Raw genomic sequence first — 23706 nt, forward strand, 5'->3', positions numbered from 1 at the left:
ATAGTAGCTTATTTGTGCAAACCCGAATTTTAAGCAAATACACAGTTTTGCTAACTCTGATATAGCTGCCCACTTTACGGCCTACCGTTTGTGCAGACAATAGATCTATAACGCGAGACAACACAACACAACACAAAACAACACAACACAACACAAAACAACACAAAACAACACAACTAACGCATAACAGACCTAACAATCAATCAGATTAAACGCGCACAAAAAAGTAACAAAGATACAGTGATTATTGAACAATATTTCATCTCCATCATAACGGAAGGGGAAAGATCTGAACAACCTTTGCATGTAATTCTGTCAAAAGCGGTCAAGCAAAGGTTGCGGGTAGCCGTATCACTTCAAGTAGCCACATCTAGCCACATCGCTTCAGATAGTGGTTTTGCTTCACTTCATGTGAACGCCACCCTGATCGAGCCCCGTCGTAAGCCAGAATGAACCTGCTTCCCCAAATTATATATGTCATTTAAACCATATAACCTATCTTTATTAACGTACTCCCAATAAAACAAGAAGTCAAAGTCAACGGTTGACAATTCGATTTAACTGTATTAATAATAGTAATACAGTTAATACACCTAAGAGTTGAATACGTACAGCTGTACAGCTTAGGTAATGCCTTTTTACACCCAGATAACTACACATACACCTCAGATACAGTCATATTTAAAACCCATAGGTTATTTCACACATTTACAGAAAGGAGGTGCGGGATGTTCGAATTAGATGTACGCAGCCGTAAGGCGATCTACGAGCAACTAGTGGACAAAGTCAAAGAAATGATCGTATACGGTATTCTAAAGCCCGACGAGCAGCTTCCTTCCGTTCGTGCGTTATCCACGCAGCTGACCGTGAATCCAAATACGATTCAGAAAGCGTATCGTGAGCTTGAACGTGAAGGTTACATTTATTCTTTGCAGGGAAAAGGGAGCTTCGTATCATCGTCAGTGGAACATCCGAATGAAGCCATGAGAGATGAGATCAGAGAGTCTCTGGTGAAGTTGATTGCAGAAGCTTCGTATTCCGGTTTGACCAAAGCGGATATGACGCTTTTGTTTGAGGAAGCGATGGCCCGTATAGAGAAGGAGGAGCCTCATGATTGAGCTGAATCAAGTCGTCAAAGCATTTGAACAGGAAAAGGCAGTGGATGGCGTAACGATGCACATACATAAGGGGTCGATCTATGGTTTGCTCGGTTCCAACGGGGCAGGCAAGACATCGCTGCTCAAAATGATGGCTGGTATTTACCGTCAGGACAGCGGAACTGTTCGTATCGAAGATAATGAGATTTATGAAAATATGGATCTCAAAGGCCGCACAATTTTTATGGCCGATTCGCCATACTTTTTCCCGCAATCTTCAATAACTCAGATGGCTGCATTTTATCGTTCGGTATATCCGCGCTGGAATGAGGAACGGTTCAAGCAACTGGCCACCGTGTTCAAACTGGATGTAAAACGCAAGCTGCATCGTATGTCCAAAGGCATGCGCCGTCAGGCAGCCGTATGGCTGGGACTTAGCTGCATGCCTGAAGTGCTGCTGATGGATGAGCCTATTGACGGCCTTGACCCGGTCATGCGCCAGCAGATCAAAAACTTGCTGTTCCAGGAAGCAGCTGAGCGTCAGGTAACCATTGTCATCTCGTCGCACAACTTGCGTGAGATCGAAGATTTGTGTGACCATGTGGCGATTATGCACAAAGGCCGAATTATTGTAGAGAAGGATCTCGATGATCTGAAGGCGGATACGCATAAAATCCAGGTTGCTTTCCGCCACCCGGACCATGCCAAAGCCATGGATGAGCAGATTGATATTTTGCATGAAGAGAAACGGGGAAGTGTATCCCTGTACATTGTCAAAGGCAGCCGACAACAGGTAACGGATAAATTCCGTATACATGATCCATATCTGCTGGATGTACTGCCTTTGACGCTCGAAGAAATCTTTATCTATGAAATGGAGGACGCAGGATATGATATTCAACCGATTGTTCTGTAACCGGGGCATCCTGATCCAAAATTTCAGACAGCATGGATGGATAGGCATTTTATATCTCATCACATTGTTGTTCTCACTTCCGTTATATATCGCTACCGAGTACAGGGATGTGCCACAGCAGATTATAAGTTTGTTTCAGGCCAATGGTGAAGTGCAGATTCTGTTCGCTATCACACTGCCCGTAGCAGCTGGTATTTTTCTTTTTCGGTATATTCAGTCTGGTGCACCTTCGGATCTGTTCCATAGTTTGCCGTTACGTCGTAAACATCTATTAACGGTGAATCTGTTGACCGGATTTGTCATGATCCTGATTCCAATCTGGATTACAACTGCGATTACCGGCTGGGTATGGGCGGTACTGGATCAACCTGCGTTTCTGTTCGATGGCAGTACAATCTGGATGTGGGGCTTGAGCATGAGTATCTACTCGCTGTTTATGTTCATGCTAACTGTGGCGGTGGGCATGTGTATTGGTCAATCTGTATTGCAGGGACTCACCGTGTACGCACTCGTCTTGTTACCTGTTGTCGTATGGTTCATTATGTCACTTCATCTCCAGCATTATTTGCTCGGATATGCTTTTGAAGAAGTGGGCTTTAATGCGGAGAAACTCTCACTTGTCCTGCGTGTGGGTTCGATCAGTAACCTCCCTGTAATCCGTCAGGAGTTAATTATCTATGCGATATTTGCAATCCTGTTTATTCCTCTAACCTATGTACTTTATGCGAAAAGACAGGTTGAATCTGCTACCCAAGCAGTTACGTTTAAGCTTATAAAACCTATATTTCGCTTTGGATTGATGTTTACATTGGTTCTGATTGGCGGAGGTTACTTTACAATGATTGCTCCAAGAGGATCAGCTGGATGGGGAATCTTCGGATATATCCTCGGCGGAATTGTAGGTTATATCGTTGCCGAGATGATTATTCGCAAAACATGGCTGATCTGGAGCAGCAGGCTGCTACCCAAGCTGATTCTATATGGTATCATCGCTGGTCTGATACTGTACGTACCTATTGCCGACTGGAATGGATACGCCGCTCGAGTGCCTGAAATGAGCAAGGTGAACAGTATCAAGCTTGGTGGGGAGAGTTATACCTACAGTAACGGTGTCAGTCAGAAAAAGGACGATGCTCACCTCTATTCTAATGATCCGGAATACATGGGGGCAGTTATCGCTCTTCATCAAAAAATTGTGAATTCCGATCTTCCTTTACTGGATGATCCGATTAATACAGGTATGCGTAATGATGAGTCTATATTAATTAACTACAAGCTGGATAACGGCAAAGTGATGAAACGTAAATACTATATTCCAGAAGCCGAATTCCATCAAGAATTAATGGCTCTGAAACAGTCCCAAGATTACAAAAGAGTCGCCTTTGAAACGTATAAGCTGGATGAAGATGCATTAAGTTTCGGCATTCGCTCTGCCATAAGTTCATACCGGAAGGTTTATATTAGCAATCCGGAGCAAGTCCGTGAGTTCAAAGCATTGTTGAGACAGGACATTTTGGATCAGACCTATGAAGAACAGCGCTCCCCGTGGCAGTCGTTTGCCTACGCGGAGATGAATCAGGATTCGTCTTCAAAAGATCCATTTCAACCGAAAGAGATGTGGAATTTTGAGATCAAACCTAGCTATGATCGGGTGTTGGCTTGGCTGAAGGAGAACAAATTATACGATCAGTTGCTTGTCCAGGCAGACGAGATTGTCTCCGCTCAGTTTGTGAAGCAAGAGATCAACAGTCCGGGTTCGTTTCAGTGGGCCACTCCGCAGTCAGAATATATCGATGGGAGTCTTAGCATCAAGAAGCAGGTCGCGACTCAAAACAAAGAAATCATTAGCGATCTACTCAATCGTCAACGGTCGGGTTATCTAACAGAGAAAGATACCATTTATCAGATCAAGTTGAATGTTATTCGTGGCGAGAACATCTATATGATGTTGAAAGAAGAGGATCTGACCAAGGAAATGAAAGCTATTTTGGTCAATCAATAAGCTGAGTTGTATCAGTTGTTAACTATAAGCGGGAAGGGTTCTCCCGTTGATCGAAAGTTTTATTCAACCAGTGAAACCAGATTTACTTGACCAGACACAGTGAATGGAATATATTAGAAAAAGGAAAGGTTTGAGCGACTCGTTCAATCGAATCTCATATGGAACGGCTTATGAGGGAAGCACCCGTAAGAGCAGGCAAATGCCTGACTTGCGGGTGCTTTTTTGTCGTTCGCTGATTTCGTTGGCTATTCTGCTAAATATTTTAGAAGAAAGGGTGTAGAGACGCATGCAAACAGAAGCATGGAAGGAAACGATAAATGAACAGGAGGCCATGGTATGTTGTTCCCTATTGGAACGATCAAGCTCTCATAACTTCATAGAACATCACGGTTTAGTAGAAGAGAAGAAGGGGCGACAGCATATCGAAGATATATCTACAGAAGAAATAGCTTTAATGGAGACGAGTGACATACTATTCCCTTCTCCAGTAGCAGGTAGCCATAGTCACATGAAGGAACAAAGTAACGTCCGGCGTCGTCAATTGCCATTGTTGACTCATCTTATTTTCGGATCACGCCTGCTTATAGGGCTTGTGATTCTGTTCAGCGCAGGCACGATGTATTTTGCTTCTTCAGTGGAGGCTGCGGGCATAGATCTTGGCGTAACCGCGCAAAAAGCATGGGATTCTGTTTTGAACAAAGCTGATGCACAAACCAAGTTAACGTTGAAGCAAGCGTACGAGAAAGTGGGGAACTGGAAGGCTCAAGAGCAGGTTTGGGAACAAAAAATAAAGACACTTCATGCCGCCAATACCGCGGAATTGGAGCGATTACGTGTAGAAATAAGACAAATCGATGATGCGAAGGTCGCAGCTCTAGCTGAAAAGGTAAAGCAAACACAGGCCCGATATGAACCGCTATTCGCCCTATACAGTTCAGTCAATCGACAGTTGGATGCAGCCAAAGCCATCAAAAATAAGGAATGGAGTGCAGCGATCCGCACACAGGCAGAGACGTTGAGACCCGTTGTGAAAATTGCCAGAGAAGACATCCGGATCAAGAAAAAGGAACTTGCTGAATCACGTAAACGGAAGAGCGCTGAAATAAAACGTTTACGAGCTATGCTAGCAGGGGCCGACTCCGCGAAGAAACAGATTCAAACGGCTAAAAAACAGGCGAGTCTGGCAAAAGAACGATATTCCAACGCTCTACAACAGTTCAAACAGAGTACAAAACAAAGCCAAACGTCACGTGTACTCAGCTCATTGAACACCTTGGCGTCTGCAGCAGAGAAGTGGGCAGGAACAAAACAAAGTATTCATACACTGGAGCAAAACGTATCCACTGCGTATATGAAAGTCAGGCAGGAAATCGCCAAGAGACCCAAATAAGAGGAAACCCGGTCCTCTCTGCAACGTACACAACTTTAGATGTAAAGACGCTTCGATGATGATGGAACGAGGTGGAGCTATTGCAGTCCAAGTTGGAAACGAAACGTACGGGGGCAAAAGGTTTTAAACGTAAACGTTACTGGATTCCCAGCGTTGTACTAATTTTGATCATAGGTTTTATTGGGATTGGTACACAATGGACACCCAAAATAACGGTATTTTTATTAAAATCATTAATTGAAACTGCTAATCCAGACACAAATAGCAAGGACACTACGTTCTCGGATGGGATAACTCGTGTTGCGGATGTACCCTATGCAGACGAAGGGCGTAATGACAGTACGCTGGATATCTATTATCCTTCCGTAACATCGGAACCTTTGCCTGTTGTGTTGTGGGTTCATGGTGGTGGATGGGTCTTGGGTGACAAAAAGGATATCGCAGATTATGCCGTACAATTAGCCAAACAGGGTTACGTTGTGGTCAGTATGAATTATGCGCTCGCACCGGTTACGAAATATCCCATTCCCGTGATCCAGGCGAATCAGGCTTTGACTTACGTGAAGAACCATGTCAGTGAGTATCACGGTGACCCGGAGAACATATTTCTCGCAGGCAATTCGGCAGGTGCCCAGATTGCAAGTCAGACTGCGGCAGTGGTGACCAATCCATCTCTCGCCAAGCTGATGAACATAACACCAGCCGCCCAGCCGGAAGAGTTGCGTGGGGTTCTGCTATTCTGTGGTCCATACAATCTAAGCACGGTAGCCAATACAGGCTTTCCACTCATACGGACATTTCTCTGGTCATATACGGGAGTCAAAACATTCGAAGACTATCCACGTCTGCATGAAATGTCGACCGTGCTTCAGGCCACAGCAGAGTACCCGCCTGCATTCATTACCTCAGGCAATGATGACCCGTTGACCAGTCAATCGATTGAGCTGGCACAAGTATTGAAGCGCCTTGATGTTGAGGTGGAAACCTTGTTTTTCTCAAACTCATCAGAGAAGCTGGGACATGATTATCAATTTGATCTGGGGAGTGACGCTGGACAACAGGCGATACATTCGGCAGTACGATTCATGCAACAGTATAGTCGATGAGCAGACAAGTCTGTGGTACACTCGAAGCAAATGAGGGCGCAGGAGGAGAAGTATGGCAGATAAAGAAGATTTGACCCGGTTCGGGGTGGCGTTTCCTACACCTCTAATTGAGCAGTTTGACCAGTATATTGAGGAACAGGGATACAAAAACCGATCTGAGGCTTTCCGTGATCTTGTTCGCAAAACATTACTGCAACCTTCTGCATTACAATCCGATCAGGATGTGGCCGGCACCATTGTTATGGTCTACGATCACCATATCAGTGATCTTCCCATTCGTTTGATGGAGCTCCAGCATGAGGCGCATCATGACATCATTTCCAATATGCACGTGCACCTGAACCATGACCAATGCCTGGAGGTAATTGCCGTACGGGGTAACCTGGGACGATTGCGTCATTTGCATCAACAGATCCAGGTACAAAAAGGGGTATTGTATGCGGAGCTGTCTGTGACTTATGTGGATGAACTTAATAAACTGGCTCATGCTCAGAGTAGCGGTCAGGATGGCAATCTGAATCAAAGTCTGGACCACAATCAAAGTGCGGGTCAGCATGGTCACAGCCATCATCATCATCGCTCTACGGAGTAAGACAAATACGAGTGAAGTTTTTAAAAAATAGCGAATGTAATTAAAACAGACCATTGGTTAGATGTGATATGCTCCCTTCATCGTAGACAGCAGAGAAAACAAACTTCTACGTCTACGATGAGGGGAGTTTTCTTATGCCTTAACTAAGTCCGGTTTCTTTAGAAATCAAATTACACATCGTACAACGCTGTCTTGAGCTCCAATTCAATCCGAATGTAGAAGCTAAACACTTTGGGGTAAGCAAGAATTCAGTCCAGGATACAGAGTACATGGATTGGACGGGTTAAAGGTACCGAAAACCGATACTCAGGGGATCGAATGTAAACCTGCTCATAAAGGGAAAAAAACGGTCTCCTGTGATTAAGGGACGTAAAAAAACAGCTCAAGAACGAATAGGGAGTGCACAATTTAACTTCTTCCAAAAAAATGTAAAGTGTGCATGCTAGAAAGTGAAGCGTCTTGTTTCATAGGTACTCATCCCACGCAGATAATAAACTCGTGATGGATACCTTGAAAAAGGCGTATGTCAAACATTCAGGTGTGCTGCCTATGATCCAGAGTGACAGAGGCTTTCAGCACATGTCTCGTGAGTAGAACCATCTTCAGTTGAAGTACGGATAAACGAAGAGGAAGTTTCGTGTAAGTCGCTGTCTGGATAACCAACCGATTGAACGATTTTGGGGAACGTATAAGTTAAAAATTATTATATCTAGGGCACTACTAAGATCTTCACAGCGTGATTCACAGGTATATTGTGCTACTAAGAAACTACCGTTACACAGAGCATTTGAGCTGTGTATCTCCGAACGAATACGGACGAGCTGCATAAACAAGATGCCTTAGCACGTCATCCGAACTAAGGCATCTAAATGAACTCATTTTTTGTTTTTTTACTGTTTACTTTACAGGGAACAATTTAAGATGTAGGTGGCCTTTTGTAATTAAATTTGTTTTAGGATTTATGATTGTACAAATGCTCAATGATAATATTTTGTAATTTATTGCTGTACCGTATCTCAAAATAGTTAAGACACAGTAAGACAATTATTAGCACCAGCAGAACAGACACAATTTTTTGGAATTTACTCATTACCAATTATACCCCCACATTGAATGTGTTACTTAAATCGAACATGTGTTCAATGGCACTGTGCCATTCCGAAACATGACTGACCTGTACTCCGGTGTAAGTGTATGCAGGATTTGCTTTCCAGCTGCTACCTAATTCAAGTCTATCTGATCCTTGGAGATTCTTTAAGAAACCAGGTGTGATTATCCACTTTGCTGTATCTGCACTTGTGTTATATAAATCATCTTTTGCGTAAATGACATCATGAGTAACTGTTAACTTCTTGGAATTGGTAGAGCCGCCAAGTTTGTTTATTCGAATAATATCTTTGATTGCGAAATAATCAAATTTTGGATCTGACTCATTATTTTCTTTGTACAGAAACCATTGAGTAACCATTTCACCACTATATTGTCCATAAAGGCCGACAACAGTCCTAATATCAGTTGCATTACTTTTTATAATAGTAGCAGAAGGAATAATTTGATTCGCTCTTTCTTCGTGATTGAGGATTTGATTTAAAATAATTGATGCATCCGTAGGTATTTCGTTTCCGTTTTCATTCATGTTTTGATAGTTAAGCAACAACAATTTATAGTTTTTATCCTCGAGATTATAACCCACAATCTCTTGTTCGGTTGTTTCTTTTAGGTGCCTTTTTAGTTCACCTTCGTTTTGTTGAACATCATTAATGACGAGCGATCTTACTTCCCCCTCAGCTTCATTACTTACTTTAAACTCTAACGGTTGGTTTAAAAGCTCTTCATATTTCCCCGAAGTCAGCCCACCATATAAGTAAACCTTTTTCCCGCCTTGAAGTGCTTTTTGTAAGAATGATCTCAGTTCAGGGTTGATTGCAACTTCCTTTACATCATATGCGAAAGAGCTGTAATCATTAAGGTCAGGTAAATCAGAACTAGGGTTCTCTATTACAATGTTTGACCGTGCTACGTATTTGCTAATTTCTTCTGTTGTAGCAAAAAACAAACTTTCTTTTGGTTCGACAGAAACAGGAGCTCATATAAAGATGAGCTAGTCACTTAGAAAACATAAGAGATGCAGCCAATCTTAATCCAAATAATTTCACCTTACTCTTAGACATTTTTTCACCATGGTTTTTTATGAGCAGGAAAATAATAGTGTGTAATATATTGAACATTCTATCTTTTTCCAACTATTATAATATATAACAAAAAAAGAGTAACGAAAGTTTTATAATTAATTAATTTTTTTATGAAAATTCTTTTTCTTTTTGGTTCCGAAACCTTAGTGCATCATCCGAGCTATGACATCTCAATGAACAAATCCTTTTAAACTGTCTATTTAAAGGGAGCAGTTCAAGATGCCAACCGTCTGTTTTTTTGTTTGTTATAATACCTGACTTTATAGAACGCTACAAATGCTCGATTATATAACTTTTTAATTATTAATTCTAAAATATGAAAAAATATGGATTATGAAGTCAACTTTATTGATATGATTTTTAGTTTTTGTGCTACAATTTCTCTAATAAGTAACACGAAACAAGTGAGTGCAGCACATATTTAGAGGGGGAACGACCAGAATGGGCAGATTTTCATGGAGATGGGGAAAACGAAAAGGTAGAACAGGATTAGGCATTTTGCTTGTATGTTCCATTGGTTTATCTGGTTGTGCACAGAGCACAGCGCCAACAGCTTCATCAGCAGAGAATGGACAATCAGGAACAACCTCAACCAAAGACGAATTGGTGCTGGCCGTAGGCGCCGAGCCGGAAGGTGGGTTTGATCCAACAACCGGATGGGGGCAATATGGGTCACCACTTTTCCAGAGTACCTTGCTGAAGAGGGATGCCAAGTTACAACTGGTTAACGATCTGGCTACCGCATATTCAGTTAGTGAAGATGGGCTGACCTGGACGGTTACGCTTCGGAACGATGTAAAATTCTCTGATGGGGAGCCACTTACGGCTGAAGATGTGAAATTTACGTTTGACACGGCTGCTCAGAGTGGGTCTGTCATTGATTTGACGAATATGGCTGATGTGAAGGCACCTGATGATAGCACGGTCTTATTTACACTGAAGTCGCCGCAGTCTACATTCATCAGTCTGCTGACGACACTTGGCATTGTGCCTGAACACGCCTATGGTGCCGATTATGCAGAACATCCGGTCGGATCAGGGCCGTACAAGCTGGTTCAGTGGGACAAAGGACAACAGGCTATCGTTGAGGCCAATGAAGAATATTACGGTAACAAGTCTGCATTCCACAAACTCACCTTCCTCTATCTGGATGAAGATGCGGCCTACGCCGCTGCGCAGGCAGGTACGGTGGATATCGCTGCTATCCCGGCAGCGTTTAGCAAACAACAGGTGAATGGTATGACTTTGGAGGCCGTGAAAACCGTAGATAACCGGGGCATCATGTTCCCCATGCAACCTGCTGGTGCCAAGTCGGGCGATGGTCTTCCCGCAGGGAATGATGTGACATCTGATCTGGCGATTCGCCAAGCGGTGAATGTTGTGATTGATCGTAAGGCTTTGGTTGAGGGTGTACTGGAAGGGTACGGTCGTCCAGCGTATTCCGTCAGTGATGATCTGCCTTGGAGCAATGCAGAAGCTGTATTTACAGATGCCAATCTAGAAGAAGCGAAGCGCATTCTAGCGTCTGGTGGCTGGGTGGATGCGGATGGTGATGGTATCGTCGAGAAAAACGGCGTTAAGGCCGAGTTCAATCTGCTTTATTTTGCAGGTGATTTAACAAGACAATCTCTGGCACTGGCTGCTGCGGATATGGTAGCCCAGGCGGGAATCAAAATCAATGTTGAAGGCAAAAGCCGTGAAGAGACGAAAAAGATGGCTTACTCCAACGCTGTATTATTTGGTTGGGGCAGTCATGACCCTTTGGAAACCTATAACCTCTATAGCAGTACTCATAAGGGAGAAGGGTATTACAATGTGGGGCTGTACAGTAATCCTGTCGTGGATTCTTGGATGGACAAAGCCCTTCAGGCCACCAGTGAAGAAGAGGCATTACCATTCTGGCAGAAAGCGGAATGGGATGGAACAACAGGTTTCAGTTATCAGGGTGATGCGCCATGGGCATGGCTCGTAAATATAGATCATCTGTATCTGGTTACGAATGGACTGAACATTGGCGAGCAGCAGATCCACCCCCATGGTCACGGCTGGCCGGTGACAACCAATCTGGAGGAATGGTCCTGGGATAACAGTACAAAGTAGGAAACGTACCGGTAGCTTTAGCCTGAATTGGGGAGAGATTGGATGACAGGCAGGAATGGATGGGCCAGATTTGTTGGTTTTAAAATGTTGCGACTTGTATCTCTATTGGTTGGAGTCAGTGTGTTGTCTTTTATATTAATGCAATTCTCTCCTGTTGATCCGATCGAAGCCTACATTGGTGGAGACATGATCAGGGTAAGTGCCGAACAGCGCAGTTTAATCGAAGAACGTTGGGGATTGAATGAATCTCCCATGGAACGATTGCTGACCTGGGGACAAGCGCTTATTCAGGGAGATCTGGGGACATCAATGATCTACAGACAGCCTGTAGCGGATATTATCCAGGAACGATTCATGAATTCTGTCGCGCTTATGGCTGTAGCTTGGATATTATCCGGCATTATTGGTTTCACTCTTGGTGTAGTTGCTGCCATGAGACGGGATTCGAAGCTGGATCGCCTGATCTGCTGGTATTGTTATACGCTGGCCTCCACGCCGGTATTCTGGATTGCGCTGTTGCTGCTGATGGTATTTGGGGTGTGGCTCGGATGGCTCCCAGTTGGCCTTGGGGTACCCGCAGGGATATCGGCTGATCAGGTGACCTGGGGAGATCGGGCTATTCATATGATTCTGCCAGCGTTGACCCTCAGCTTGACTGGGGTAGCTTCCATTGCTTTGCATACCCGGCAGAAGCTCACAGATGTGCTCGAGTCAGATTATATTCTGTTTGCGAGAGCGCGAGGTGAGCGTGGATTTCAGCTGTTCCGTCGACATGGGTTCAGACATGTTGTTTTGCCAGCCATAACGCTACAGTTTGCTTCGTTCAGTGAACTGTTTGGTGGGGCCGTGCTTGCAGAACAGGTATTTTCATATCCCGGGCTGGGTCAGGCAACGGTTCAGGCTGGGTTGCGTGGAGATGTTCCACTGCTGCTTGGGCTTGTGATGTGCAGTGCAATTTTTGTTTTTACAGGTAATATGGTTGCCGACATTCTGTATCGTATGATCGATCCACGGATGAAGGAGGAGCTGATGTCATGAAGCAGACGGTAGAACGCTCCTCCGAACAGACGGCAGAAACAACCGAAGTACAGAAAGTGAAAACTGCGACTCAAGAGGTAAGGTACAGCATTAATCCGGGGTTACTACAAGCTGAGACTGGAAAAGGAACAGGAACAACAGGCCAAACGAGAAAAGATTATACGGCTGCCAGCAATCAACGTTTCCGCAATCCTCGCCAAAGAGCGGTGATCTGGGGAAGCCTCTCGGTGATCTGGATTGTCATCGTGTGGTTGACGGGCAGACTGCTTCCCGCTGGTTCTACGCTGACTTCACTAATGGATCGAAATTTGGCTCCAACCTGGGCGCATCCATTTGGCACAGATTGGCTCGGAAGAGATATGTTCATGCGTACGTTAAAAGGATTGGCAACCAGCATTCAAGTGGGATTGCTTGCTGCATGTGGTGGCGGATTGATCGCACTGCTGTTGGGTTTGACTGCCGCTTCAAGCAAGGTTGCTGACCGGATAATCTCATGGATTATCGACCTGTTCCTGAGTGTACCTCATCTGGTATCGCTAGTTATGCTGGCCTTTGTATTCGGTGGAGGTCTGGCAGGAGTGGCGGCAGCGATTGCGCTGACGCATTGGCCGAATCTGGCCCGGATTGTACGAGCGGAGATGATTCAACTGAAATCCGCAGAGTACATTCAGATTTCACACAAGTTGGGTCAATCGCGGTTACAGATTGCGATGCAACATATGCTGCCACATCTGGTCCCGCAGCTGTTCGTGGGCGTATTGCTAATCTTTCCCCATGCGATTCTGCATGAGGCAGCTATTACGTTTCTAGGGCTGGGGTTGTCCCCGCAACAACCGGCAATTGGAATTATTTTGTCAGAGTCGATGAGATATTTATCTGCTGGCATGTGGTGGCTCGCCTTTTTCCCGGGACTGTCATTGTTGCTGGTTGTTCGTGCGTTTGATGTATTGGGCAACAGTCTGAAGACATTGACGGGTACAGGTACTTCAAGGGAGGTGAGGTAATATGGCTCTTCTTGATATTGAGGGAGTGTCGGTGTCATTTCGGCGCGCTCGCGGTTGGTTTGGGCACGAGCAGACTTATGTCATTCAGAATCTGGATCTTTCCATAAACGAGGGCGAGATCGTGGCTGTTGTAGGCGCAAGTGGATCGGGTAAAAGTGTGCTGGCGCAAGCCATTATGGGCATTCTGCCTGCCAACGCCAAGTTGGAAGGTAGAATTAGCTATAATGGTGAGCCTTTAACCCCAGAGCGACAGCTTCATCTGCGTGGAGACGAACTGGTGTTAATCCCACAATCCGTCAGTTATTTGGACCCGCTGATGAAGGTGGGAAGACAAGTTCAGCCGGTAACCCTGGATTTGGGACGGAAGAGCCGCTTCATAGCTCGATCCCATATGAAAAAGACGGAGCAGGAGCTGACGGATCGTTATCATCTTCCTCAAGGAACAGCCGGGAAATACCCGTTTGAGTTGTCTGGAGGTATGGCAAGGCGGGTGTTGATGGCGACAGCGACCTCAGGTCAGCCCAAGCTGATCATTGCAGATGAGCCGACACCAGGCATTCATCCCGAAGTGCTGGCCGAGACGATGAAGCAATTTCGCGAGCTTGCAAATCAAGGCGTAGGTATCCTGTGGATCACCCATGATGTCACGACAGCCCTGATGGCAGCCGATCGTATCGCTGTATTTTATGCGGGGACCAATGTAGAGGCGGCGCAGGTGGATGATTTTAAAGGGAATGGAGAACGTCTGCGTCATCCATATACAAAAGCGCTCTGGAATGCGTTGCCGCAGAACGGATTTCAGCCACTCCCAGGCTCCCAACCGTTGGCAGGTCAAGAGATCACCACAGGCTGTTCATTTGCTCCCCGATGTAATGCAGTAACCGCTGTATGTACCCGCGAACGTCCAGAACTTCGTAAGGTACGGGGCGGAGAAGTGAGGTGTTTCCATGTCACTTGAAGCACGGGACGTGAGTTACCGTTATGATCCGAAATCGTGGGTGTTCCAGCAGATGAATATGCAGGTGAAACAAGGCGAAGTCGTTGGCTTGTGGGGACCAAGTGGCTGTGGAAAAACAAGCCTTGGACGCATCCTTGCAGGATATGCCGAACCTGTGGCAGGACAAGTGCTTCTGGATGGGAACCCACTCCCACGTACAGGAGTATGTCCGGTTCAGCTGGTATTCCAGCACCCGGAGAAGGCTGTGAATCCACGCTGGCGGATGCGTCGTGTACTTCAGGAGGCGTCTGTGCAGGATGAACAGTTGCTCGAAGCTTTGGGTATTCAGCAGACCTGGTTGGACCGTAGGCCGAGTGAATTATCCGGTGGAGAACTGCAACGTTTCTGTGTGGCACGGGCGCTTGGTACAGCGACACGTTACGTGATCGCAGATGAGATGACAACGATGCTGGATGCGATTACTCAGGCACAGATCTGGCATACCGTGATGGAAGTGGCTCGCCAGCGTGATCTGGGATTACTGATCATAAGCCATGATCGAGATTTGTTGAACAGGTTGTGCGACAGAATTACACCGATGCCGATATCGATGTCACTGTAATTTTAATTATGTTCGAATAAATAAAATGATTGAATGCAAAAAGGGTGACCCTTGTGAAGTCATTGACCATGAATATGAGTCATGGACTTGACTACGAGGCACCCCTTTTTCTATTTTGACAAATATTCACCATTTAACGAACAGTACACGTTTTGTTCGCAACGTACATAGATGTAACTGGACAGCTTATTTGCCCGACACATTGCTTAATAACACAGATAACCTGCGCATCGCCTCTTCAACCGTGGAACGTGGACAGGCTACATTAATGCGCATGAACCCTGTACCCTCTGTTCCAAAGAAGCTCCCGTCATTGAAAGCAAGCCCTGCTTCATGAAGAAGCCTGTTGCATAGTTGTGTATGTGGAATATTCAGTTCCCGGAAATCCATCCACAACAGATAGGTTGCTTCGGGCAGATGCATTTTAATCTGAGGCATATGTTCCGCAACATATTGCTGTACATACGCCATATTTCCACGGATATAGGCAAGGCACTCATCCAGCCATTCCTCGGCATCATTGTAAGCAGCTTCGGTTGCAACAGCCCCCAGTGTGCTGATATTGGCAAGTCCCATCGTTTTTACACCCTGCGCGAACGATTCTCGCAACTTGGCATTGGGGATGATGATGTTGGATGTGCTGAGGCCAGGAATGTTGAACGTTTTGCTTGGAGCCGTACAGATGATACTTAGATCAGAGACGGCGTCTGAGATCAGGGTCAGTGGTGTATGAGTTCCGCGCTGATGAACAAGATCGGCATGGATTTCATCTGAAACCATCAGTACGTTGTATTGCAGACACAGTGACGTAAGCCCTTCAAGCTCCTCACGAGTCCATACCCGTCCAACCGGGTTATGAGGACTGCACAGAATCAGCATTTTGACCCGACCGGTCTGCAAGCTGGATTCCAGTTGTTCCAGATCCATCGTGTAATGACCATTATTCTCTACCAAAGGATTGGTGATCAGTTCACGGCCCTGACCACGCACTACTTCATAGAAGGGAGCATACACCGGAGTTTGGATGACCACTGCATCTCCCGGTTGAGTGAATCGTTGTACAGCAATGCTGAGTGCAGGCACAATACCTGGAGTGAATACAATCCAGTCATCGTTAATTTTCCAGTTGTGGCGCCGTTCCATCCAGCCTGCAACAGCTGCATGATACGCCTCAGTCCGTACTGTATAACCAAAAATCCCGTGTTCCATCCGTGTTTGCAGGGCCTGAATGACGGATGGTGGAGCAGCAAAATCCATATCGGCCACCCACATCGGAAGCGCATCAGCAGCACCGAAGATATCCTCAAGCGCATCCCATTTTTCTGATCCGGTAGAGATCCGGTTAATAGGCTGGTCAAATGTACTGTTATTGTTATTCATCGTATTTAATCCCCCTTGATTTCCGTTCCTTCGACCACAAATCGACAAATAATTATCTAATACATTGGTTAATTTCGCAACTATTGTGCATGTATGATTAGCTTCATATGTATGGTCCGGATTTCAGGACTTTATTCATATAAAAACAACTTAACGAGCCAGAGAACAGCGGGCATACGACAAAGACTATTTTTGTATGTCCTTGGTCCTGTTTTGTACATTTATCGTTTACAACCTCTTGTCAGATGCTATTATATTGCTAACATTCGGTGGAACAACGGGCTGTTATCCGAATAAGCTCGTACCCATACATGATGAGCATAACTACATGAGTCTTTCGCGTACATCGAGCGATCGCTTGAATCGTATTATGCATAAGGCTGACATTTGAACTCAGGAGGCGTTTAGGGATGAAAAGCAAAAAGTGGTTGATTGCTGCAGGTGTGTTTGGCATGGTGTTAACCGGATCGGCAGGTGTATATGCAGGTACACAACTGGAGACAATCAAAGCTTATCTAAACCATGGGCTCGCCATCGAAGTGAACGGACAGAAATTTACACCGACAGGTGACCAGGGCAAAAAGCTTGCGCCAATTACATATCGAGGCAGTACATATCTCCCGGTTCGTTCGATTGCCGATGCGTTAAAGACCGAAGTGAAGTATGATTCCCAAAACAATAAAGTAAGCATTGGCTCTTCAAGCTCCTCCGGTGGGTCAACATCCAGCGGCAACAGCGGATCGACATCACCATCTACAGGCACGAACTCACAGGCGGCAGGTGTGAAGTCGAAGTATCTGCCTGCAGATTTCCCATTACCTAAGGACGCAAAGGCGACAAGTCTCATTGAGAACATAATGGATGGTGACAAAAAAGTAGTGCTCACGTACACAACCAAAGAATCATTGCTAACCGTTGGAACATCCTACAAAGACTACTACCAGACCAAAAACTTGAGTCAGAACACTCAGGATATCCAGGCAGATGGCTTCAGCATTGTGGGTCGTGAAGATGGCAAATATGCCGTAACGATCACAGGTTCGGTGTCTGCAACCAACAAGGATCTGAATGAAATCACCGTAGTGTGGGGCGAAGAGTAATCTTTCCTTCTATAAAAAGTGAACAGCCAAAGCCGCCCGTTGAAATCATAACAGATTTCATTGGACGGCTTTTAGGGTTGAATCCATATCTGGTTCTATACTCTGAATTAATAGTCTAAATATTAGTCCGTTACAGGTACTCGTTGAACCATCCGGCAATATGCTCCAAACGGCGTACCCTCAAGTGAGGGTGACCTCCGCGGGACAACTCGTGGTTTGCCCCTGGGAAACGAACAAGTCTTGTGGTCTGCTTGCGCCGTTTCAATGCAATGAACAACTGCTCGGCTTGTTCAATTGGACACCGCAGATCCTGTTCGCCATGCAAAATGAGCAGGGGAGTACTCACGTTGCCCACATAAGCGAGTGGGGAATGTTTCCACAGCTTTTCCGTGTCATCCCACGCGTTACCGCCAATCTGGTCTTCCGTGAAGAAATATCCAATGTCACTTACACCGTAGAAGGATAGCCAATTGGAGATGGAACGCTGGGTAACAGCCGCCTTAAAGCGGTCCGTGTGTCCAACAATCCAGTTGGTCATGAAGCCACCATAACTGCCCCCGGTTACGCCCAATCGTGATTCATCGATAAACTCATACTGGGACAGGGCATAATCCACACTCTCCATGAGATCGCGATAATCGCCACCGCCATAATCTCCGCGACAGGCGTCTACAAACTGCTGCCCGTATCCGAGGCCACCGCGTGGATTGATATACACAACAGCGTAGCCTTGTGCGGCGAGAATTTGGAACTCGTGCATAAATGTAAAACCATACATCATGTGCGGGCCGCCATGAATCTCCAGAATGGTCGGGATTTTGACCCCGTCGACCATGCCATGAGGTTTCATGATCCATCCTTGCAGTCGCAGGCCATCTGAGGAATTAAACCAGAAGGTCTCAGGTGTACTAAGGTGGATCTCATCCTCAAGCTGTGGATTGCTGCGGGTGAGCTGAATCGGTTCTACCTCAGGATCTTCCGGTTGTTCATATATATATAGATCACCAGGATTTAGTGTATCGGCTACAGCGGCAACGATCTGCCCGTTTTCCAACTCGGCAAATTGATAAATCTCCCGTTCGTCAGGCCATATATAGTCGGCACTGCTGCCGTCTCGAGCGAATTTGGCGATGCGTACACTACCATGGATGGTCGCCAGACAGAAGATTGAAGAACCATCCCTGCTGAATACTGGCCCCGTGGTTGTCAGATGTGAACGCATGTCGCCAACAATGCTGTGATTCAACTGTACGTCCCAATCCGTGCTCAGACATACGAGTTCACCACCTGATATCTGAAGGGTGTACAACTTCACAAGCGTGGCATTTCCATAGGAACGGTCACTGGCGAGCAGTGCAAGAGATTGTCCATCCGGTGCAAAGGCCAGTCGGCTGAACGTATACCCTTCCGGGGTCAACTGTTGCACATCCGATCCGTCTGCTTTGGCAAGGTACACATGATTAGTCAGGGTGTAATCATTATGGTCCTCGCCTTCTTCAGGCATCTGCGCAATCCAAGCGATGGATGTTCCGTCCGGGGACCAGGCGTAGTCTCCGACGTCATAATGACCTGTAGTTACAGGAATTGCTTCCGCATCGATCGGTGCGAGAGCGAAAAGGTGGGAACGTCGACCGTTCCACAATCCACTGGCATCTGACTTCATGCGAATCCGGTCTACGACATGTTCTTGCAGCAGTTTGGGTTTATCGTCTATAGGATCTGTATGTTCTGATTCTTCATTTCCGCTCATATCCACGGATGATTTCACAAGCAAAGTATGACCATCTGGTGACCAGAGTAGGGAACTGACGCCATGTTTCAGGTGACTGATTTGCTGTGCTTCCCCGCCATCTGATGCGATAATCCACACTTGGGATTTCCCATCAACCTCTCTTAAAAAGGCAAGCTGAGACCCATCGGGCGACCAGGCAGGGGAATGATCCTTCTCACCAGAGGTAAAGGGCCTGTCCTTCTGACTCCCCAGATGCAGCAGTCTTAGGTGAGAACAATAACCGTCACGTGCTTCATTCGTTTTCCGGCTTACATATACCAGTTGTCCGCCTTGAGGGGACGGAGTTGGATCATTAACCCATGTAATCTGATAAAGATCTTCCGATGTTATGCCGCGCTGACTCATCATTGTTTGTCCTCCCACCATGAATTAGAATTGGTTAATTTCCTAACCTTTCCATTTATATTAACGGAAAGCAAGGGACAGGACAATAAGTGTAATGAGGGAGGGGGAAGACATTTAACAATGTATATTCATTGAATTAAATATTTGCACGTAACGTAGAGGACAGAAATAACCTGAAGAAGCGGAGCGTTCGCCTAAAAGCTTTCTGAAAGAAAGCTGCATCGGAAGCATAGGCTATCCCCGGATTTTCACTTTGAAAAAGTGGAATCGAAAAATCTGGGGATAACAGCGATCGGAAGGTTGTTCTGTCATCGGAGTGGCCGGTGCAAACATTCTTTAGTTCAATTCATATAGGTGTGTTAAAAGGATTTGCTCGAAGGATGACGAATCCTAATGTTGAATAAGCGCAGAAATGACGAAAAACGGTCTAATTTTAATGTTTAACATTGGTGAATTTGGTTTAATGTACAATGCAATTCCTGTTCTACATTTCAGGTATTTGGTTCTTAGCCATTCGTTTATATAGAACTCGTATGATTCAGTCGCAATGGAGGAGGAACGTCACGTTGAGCACATCCTATGAGCAACATGTGGAATATCCAAACCGGAAACGAATGGCGTGGCTTACGGCAGGGGCGGCACTCTTTGTGGCAGCCGGATTTTTTTTGATTTTTGATCGTTCTTCAGTTACGAATGATTCCATCCTTTCGGATGTGATTGGACTTCTATCCATTTTGTTTTTTGGGCTATGTTTCTGTTACAGTCTGGTAAAGATGATTAAGAAGGAACCTTCTTTTGTAATCGATGAGGATGGGTTTGTGGATGCATCTTCTTATACCGCAGGAGGAGCCGTGGCTTGGAACGACGTTGAGAATATTTTTATGTATGAATTGATGGGACAGAAAATGATCGGGGTCAAATTGCGGGACGAGAAAGCCTTTCTGGATCGCCAGAACGGGATGAAACGCAAATTGATGACGGTCAACAGCAATATGGTCGATGCGACCATCAGCGTTGCCCAGAGTAGCCTCACAGTGCCACTGGATCAATTGTATATCATGATGATGAGCCACTGGAGACATGTGAGTGATAATATGATTTATGATTCGTATAGTCGTCGTTAGAGAGGTCACAATGTCCATAGAGTCTTCAGAATGGAGGAATATAGATGATGCATGGTAATCAAACACGCACGATTCTACTTCCGGATGGAACTGCACTGCCTGCGATAGGACAAGGCACATGGAACATGGGAGAGAAACAATCCAGCCAGCAAGAAGAAGTACGCGCACTGCGTTCCGGCATTGAACTGGGAATGACCGTGATTGATACGGCGGAGATGTATGCAGAAGGCGGGGCAGAAGTTGTTACGGGAAAGGCCATCGCGGGCTATCGTGATGAAGTTTTTCTCGTATCCAAAGTGTATCCCCATCATGCGGATCGCAAGCAGATGATTACGGCCTGTGAACGTAGTCTTAAGCGCTTAGGAACAGATCGCCTGGATCTGTATCTGCTCCACTGGCGAGGGGGAGTACCACTCGAAGAGACGGTTGAGGCTTTGGAACAATTAAAGCAATCTGGTAAAATTCTTCGCTGGGGTGTATCAAACCTGGATACAAGGGATATGCAGGAGTTATGGAGTCTGCCGGAGGGGTCTCAGTGCATGGTGAATCAGGTGCTCTACCATGCAGCTTCGCGTGGTATCGAACATGATCTACTTCCTTGGATGCGGGAACGGAGCGTTCCTGTAATGGCGTATTGTCCCCTGGCTCAGGGTGGCAGACTTCGAAGTGAATTGTTGGAGCATCCAGTCATTCAGGAGATTGCACAGGATCGAGGAGTTGCGACTTCGCAGATCGCATTAGCCTGGGTGATCAGGGATGGAGATGTGCTGGCGATTCCCAAGGCGGTACAGCTGAATCATGTGGCAGACAATGCAGCAGCAGTGAATATCGTTTTGACACAAGAGGAACTCGCCCGTTTGGATGAGGCATTCCCTGCACCTAAAGGCAAAGTACCTCTAGATATCGTGTAGCTGGCTCTTTTTTATTGGATAAGCATATGAATAAGGTAACAATACGATTAATAAAGTTATGCAGAGCAGATCTTCACGATCTGCTCTTTTTTTTGTATGGATATCAATAGTCGAAGCTGGCCCATCAATTGAGCGAATATATATTTAAACAAATGGGCTTTACAACACTATTTCACTAGTGTACTATGTAACTAACACACCAGTACAGAGAGGAGCGAGAGCTTTGTGACTATAGAATTTGATAACAATTTACCAATCTATCTGCAGATCATGCAGTACATCAAGAGACAGATTGTAACCGGGACACTTCAGGCAGGTGACAAAATTCCTTCGGTTCGTGAACTGGCGGCTGAACTACAGATCAATCCAAATACAGTACAACGGACATTTCAGGAGCTTGAGCGGGAAGAAGTGGTCGAAACCAAACGGGGCTTGGGCAGATATGTGACCAGTGAGGAGCGGAAGATTATGACGATCAAAAAAGAGATGGCCGGTGAATTGCTGGAACGCTTTCTGACCGGAATGCAGGAACTGGGGATCGAAGAGCAGGATATCTTATCCATCGTAGCCGATGCCGTTGCGGAAGGAAAGGGAGGAACAACGCATGAGTAACATCCTTGAACTGAACCAGATCAATAAGACATATGGCAATAAGAAAGCGCTCAGTAATATTACATTGGATATTGCTCCAGGACGAATCGTAGGTCTGCTGGGTAGCAACGGTAGTGGAAAAAGTACGCTCATGAAGCTGGTTGCAGGGTTGTTACATCCGAGCAGCGGAACGATTCAAGTCACAGGTAAGCCTGTTGGGCTGGAGACAAAGGCGCTGGTTTCATTTATGCCGGATCGTCCATTAACCGAGAAGTGGATGAGAGTGCGGGATGCGATTGCGTATTATCGCGATTTCTATGCTGATTTTGATGAGGAGAAGGCGCGGGAGATGCTGGACTTCATGAACCTTGTCGAGAGTGACCGGGTACGACATCTGTCGAAAGGGATGAATGAACGACTACAACTAACACTGGCACTTTCTCGTAAGGCTCGTCTGTATTTGCTGGATGAACCGATTGGCGGAGTAGATCCGGTCGCGCGTGGCAAGATTCTGGATGCGATCGTCAAATTCTATGATGAAGACAGCAGTCTGATTATCTCCACGCATCTTGTGAATGATATCGAACGGATTTTTGATGAAGTTGTCTTTATTCGCGAGGGTGAGCTGGTGATGCGGGAAGAAGTGGAAACGCTCCGTCTGAAATATGGGAAAAGTGTGGATGAGATGTTCAAGGAGGTCTATGCGGAATGATGACATTATTGAAGTATGACTTTAGAAGGAACTGGAATACACTGCTGGCTGGGCTAGTTATTTTGATTATCGCTCAAGTGGGGCTTTCCCTTTTCGTATCTGAGGTCACAGGGATTGTGCTTGGCATTATGGGTTATGTTGGAGTTGGTGTGGCTATTTATGTGAAAATGATCAAAACATATACGTCCAATATCCGCTCTTATAATCGCCGTCTGTTACCCGTAACGGGCCTATCACATGTGTTGTCTCCTTTGATCTTTGGACTACTTTGCGGGTTGGGGTTAGTCATTATATTCGCGACTCATGCCTACATCTATATCTCAATGAAGCTACGAATGAACATGGCTACCAATATTGATCTTTCGGGTCTGCATGTTTCGGATTATATTAGTTTGTTGCTGTTTAGCGCATGGGTTATGGTATTCATGACCGTCATTATCTTCCTTTCGATCTCGATTGCAGGCAGCTTCCGTTGGAGAACGGGGCCATGGATTGGAATCGTTGCATTCTTTGTCCTCGTTAATCTGCTTGGCTGGTTGGAAAATATCATTACGACAGGACGCTTCAGTCCAAATGAGATGTTCCGGTATACGGAAGAAAGTACAGGTATTGCAATCACAGCCAATGGTGTACTATGGTCGGACGGCATGTGGGGAAGCATTGTATTTGAAGTCATTGTGGCGGTCATCTTGGTATGGGCTACCATTTACTTGAACAACAAAAAAGTCGAAGTTTGATGACAGGATAATTTGAAC

20 protein-coding genes are annotated in these 23706 nt (G+C 45.7%); 17 read left to right on the top strand and 3 right to left on the bottom strand.

All coding sequences use genetic code 11. The features are described 5' to 3' along the window. The first annotated feature begins 728 nt into the window (after window positions 1-728). The 6 genes from MHI48_RS05750 (at window position 729) to nikR (ending at window position 7103) form a co-directional block, all read left to right on the top strand. Window positions 729-1118 carry a GntR family transcriptional regulator gene (locus MHI48_RS05750; protein ID WP_036606399.1) on the top strand — a complete coding sequence of 130 codons (390 nt, stop codon included), beginning with the start codon at window positions 729-731 and terminating at the stop codon, window positions 1116-1118. After that, window positions 1111-2013, top strand: coding sequence for an ABC transporter ATP-binding protein (locus tag MHI48_RS05755; protein ID WP_076329443.1), 903 nt, complete (start codon window positions 1111-1113; stop codon window positions 2011-2013). Before MHI48_RS05750 ends, MHI48_RS05755 begins: the two co-directional genes overlap by 8 nt. Continuing rightward, window positions 1967-4015, top strand: a complete 2049-nt coding sequence (locus MHI48_RS05760; protein ID WP_405143367.1) for a hypothetical protein — start codon at window positions 1967-1969, stop codon at window positions 4013-4015. The genes MHI48_RS05755 and MHI48_RS05760 overlap by 47 nt, the downstream gene beginning before the upstream one ends. Before the next feature lie 286 nt (window positions 4016-4301). Beyond that, window positions 4302-5405: a hypothetical protein gene (locus tag MHI48_RS05765; RefSeq protein WP_076329445.1), complete on the top strand. Its 1104-nt coding sequence runs from the start codon at window positions 4302-4304 to the stop codon at window positions 5403-5405. A gap of 80 nt (window positions 5406-5485) precedes the next feature. Continuing rightward, window positions 5486-6511: an alpha/beta hydrolase gene (locus tag MHI48_RS05770; RefSeq protein ID WP_179086586.1), complete on the top strand. Its 1026-nt coding sequence runs from the start codon at window positions 5486-5488 to the stop codon at window positions 6509-6511. Window positions 6512-6563: 52 nt separating this feature from the next. Further along, a complete protein-coding gene (gene nikR, locus MHI48_RS05775; protein ID WP_076319425.1) occupies window positions 6564-7103 on the top strand; it encodes a nickel-responsive transcriptional regulator NikR in 540 nt (179 codons plus the stop codon). Window positions 7104-8199: 1096 nt separating this feature from the next. Here the strand turns inward: nikR and MHI48_RS05780 are convergent. Continuing rightward, window positions 8200-9159 carry a hypothetical protein gene (locus MHI48_RS05780; RefSeq protein WP_076319426.1) on the bottom strand — a complete coding sequence of 320 codons (960 nt, stop codon included), beginning with the start codon at window positions 9157-9159 and terminating at the stop codon, window positions 8200-8202. Between the two features lie 577 nt (window positions 9160-9736). Here MHI48_RS05780 and MHI48_RS05785 point away from each other — a divergent pair. Genes MHI48_RS05785 through MHI48_RS05805 form a run of 5 tightly spaced genes read left to right on the top strand, consistent with a single transcriptional unit; the run spans window position 9737 to window position 14996 of the window. Beyond that, window positions 9737-11395, top strand: a complete 1659-nt coding sequence (locus tag MHI48_RS05785) for an ABC transporter substrate-binding protein (protein ID WP_405143371.1) — start codon at window positions 9737-9739, stop codon at window positions 11393-11395. A gap of 42 nt (window positions 11396-11437) precedes the next feature. After that, complete coding sequence (locus MHI48_RS05790) at window positions 11438-12433, top strand: ABC transporter permease (protein ID WP_405143373.1); 996 nt, start codon at window positions 11438-11440, stop codon at window positions 12431-12433. Then, on the top strand, window positions 12430-13437 hold the full coding sequence (locus MHI48_RS05795; protein ID WP_405143375.1) for an ABC transporter permease: 1008 nt from the start codon (window positions 12430-12432) through the stop codon (window positions 13435-13437). The genes MHI48_RS05790 and MHI48_RS05795 overlap by 4 nt, the downstream gene beginning before the upstream one ends. A gap of 1 nt (window position 13438) precedes the next feature. Further along, window positions 13439-14395 (top strand): ABC transporter ATP-binding protein, encoded by a 957-nt coding sequence (locus MHI48_RS05800; RefSeq protein WP_076329448.1) that lies wholly within the window; start codon window positions 13439-13441, stop codon window positions 14393-14395. After that, complete coding sequence (locus tag MHI48_RS05805) at window positions 14385-14996, top strand: ABC transporter ATP-binding protein (protein ID WP_076329449.1); 612 nt, start codon at window positions 14385-14387, stop codon at window positions 14994-14996. The genes MHI48_RS05800 and MHI48_RS05805 overlap by 11 nt, the downstream gene beginning before the upstream one ends. Window positions 14997-15182: 186 nt before the next feature. Here MHI48_RS05805 and MHI48_RS05810 read toward each other — a convergent pair whose 3' ends face one another. Next, the gene (locus MHI48_RS05810) at window positions 15183-16376 is read right to left on the bottom strand and encodes a MalY/PatB family protein (RefSeq protein ID WP_076329450.1); all 1194 of its coding nucleotides are present in this window, start codon (window positions 16374-16376) and stop codon (window positions 15183-15185) included. 410 nt (window positions 16377-16786) lie between these two features. Between MHI48_RS05810 and MHI48_RS05815 the strand changes: the two genes are divergently transcribed. Beyond that, on the top strand, window positions 16787-17476 hold the full coding sequence (locus tag MHI48_RS05815) for a stalk domain-containing protein (RefSeq protein WP_076329451.1): 690 nt from the start codon (window positions 16787-16789) through the stop codon (window positions 17474-17476). A 130-nt stretch (window positions 17477-17606) separates the two neighbouring features. On the opposite strand, the gene MHI48_RS05820 is transcribed toward MHI48_RS05815, so the two are convergent. After that, entirely contained in the window at window positions 17607-19616 is a 2010-nt protein-coding gene (locus MHI48_RS05820; protein WP_076329452.1) for a S9 family peptidase, read from the bottom strand. A 563-nt stretch (window positions 19617-20179) separates the two neighbouring features. Between MHI48_RS05820 and MHI48_RS05825 the strand changes: the two genes are divergently transcribed. From MHI48_RS05825 to MHI48_RS05845, 5 genes are all read left to right on the top strand, one after another. After that, on the top strand, window positions 20180-20737 hold the full coding sequence (locus MHI48_RS05825) for an STM3941 family protein (protein ID WP_076329453.1): 558 nt from the start codon (window positions 20180-20182) through the stop codon (window positions 20735-20737). Between the two features lie 47 nt (window positions 20738-20784). Continuing rightward, window positions 20785-21648 (top strand): aldo/keto reductase, encoded by an 864-nt coding sequence (locus tag MHI48_RS05830; RefSeq protein WP_076329485.1) that lies wholly within the window; start codon window positions 20785-20787, stop codon window positions 21646-21648. A 225-nt stretch (window positions 21649-21873) separates the two neighbouring features. After that, window positions 21874-22260 carry a GntR family transcriptional regulator gene (locus MHI48_RS05835; RefSeq protein WP_036606428.1) on the top strand — a complete coding sequence of 129 codons (387 nt, stop codon included), beginning with the start codon at window positions 21874-21876 and terminating at the stop codon, window positions 22258-22260. Further along, complete coding sequence (locus MHI48_RS05840) at window positions 22253-22951, top strand: ABC transporter ATP-binding protein (protein WP_017690291.1); 699 nt, start codon at window positions 22253-22255, stop codon at window positions 22949-22951. Before MHI48_RS05835 ends, MHI48_RS05840 begins: the two co-directional genes overlap by 8 nt. Continuing rightward, window positions 22948-23688, top strand: coding sequence for a hypothetical protein (locus MHI48_RS05845; RefSeq protein WP_036672426.1), 741 nt, complete (start codon window positions 22948-22950; stop codon window positions 23686-23688). The genes MHI48_RS05840 and MHI48_RS05845 overlap by 4 nt, the downstream gene beginning before the upstream one ends. Window positions 23689-23706: the final 18 nt, after the last annotated feature.

Origin of the sequence: Paenibacillus sp. FSL H7-0942, from assembly GCF_045040715.1 — a bacterium.
Lineage (GTDB): Bacteria > Bacillota > Bacilli > Paenibacillales > Paenibacillaceae > Paenibacillus > Paenibacillus amylolyticus.

Bases quoted from the DNA above. Each gene is read 5' to 3' on its own strand.
- MHI48_RS05805 (WP_076329449.1), top strand. From the start codon at position 14,385: ATGTCACTTGAAGCACGGGACGTGAGTTACCGTTATGATCCGAAATCG.
- MHI48_RS05845 (WP_036672426.1), top strand. From the start codon at position 22,948: ATGATGACATTATTGAAGTATGACTTTAGAAGGAACTGGAATACACTG.
- MHI48_RS05795 (WP_405143375.1), top strand. From the start codon at position 12,430: ATGAAGCAGACGGTAGAACGCTCCTCCGAACAGACGGCAGAAACAACC.
- MHI48_RS05790 (WP_405143373.1), top strand. From the start codon at position 11,438: ATGACAGGCAGGAATGGATGGGCCAGATTTGTTGGTTTTAAAATGTTG.
- MHI48_RS05815 (WP_076329451.1), top strand. From the start codon at position 16,787: ATGAAAAGCAAAAAGTGGTTGATTGCTGCAGGTGTGTTTGGCATGGTG.
- MHI48_RS05800 (WP_076329448.1), top strand. From the start codon at position 13,439: ATGGCTCTTCTTGATATTGAGGGAGTGTCGGTGTCATTTCGGCGCGCT.
- MHI48_RS05750 (WP_036606399.1), top strand. From the start codon at position 729: ATGTTCGAATTAGATGTACGCAGCCGTAAGGCGATCTACGAGCAACTA.
- MHI48_RS05760 (WP_405143367.1), top strand. From the start codon at position 1,967: ATGAAATGGAGGACGCAGGATATGATATTCAACCGATTGTTCTGTAAC.
- nikR (WP_076319425.1), top strand. From the start codon at position 6,564: ATGGCAGATAAAGAAGATTTGACCCGGTTCGGGGTGGCGTTTCCTACA.
- MHI48_RS05765 (WP_076329445.1), top strand. From the start codon at position 4,302: ATGCAAACAGAAGCATGGAAGGAAACGATAAATGAACAGGAGGCCATG.
- MHI48_RS05785 (WP_405143371.1), top strand. From the start codon at position 9,737: ATGGGCAGATTTTCATGGAGATGGGGAAAACGAAAAGGTAGAACAGGA.
- MHI48_RS05755 (WP_076329443.1), top strand. From the start codon at position 1,111: ATGATTGAGCTGAATCAAGTCGTCAAAGCATTTGAACAGGAAAAGGCA.
- MHI48_RS05840 (WP_017690291.1), top strand. From the start codon at position 22,253: ATGAGTAACATCCTTGAACTGAACCAGATCAATAAGACATATGGCAAT.
- MHI48_RS05830 (WP_076329485.1), top strand. From the start codon at position 20,785: ATGCATGGTAATCAAACACGCACGATTCTACTTCCGGATGGAACTGCA.
- MHI48_RS05810 (WP_076329450.1), bottom strand. From the start codon at position 16,376: ATGAATAACAATAACAGTACATTTGACCAGCCTATTAACCGGATCTCT.
- MHI48_RS05820 (WP_076329452.1), bottom strand. From the start codon at position 19,616: ATGATGAGTCAGCGCGGCATAACATCGGAAGATCTTTATCAGATTACA.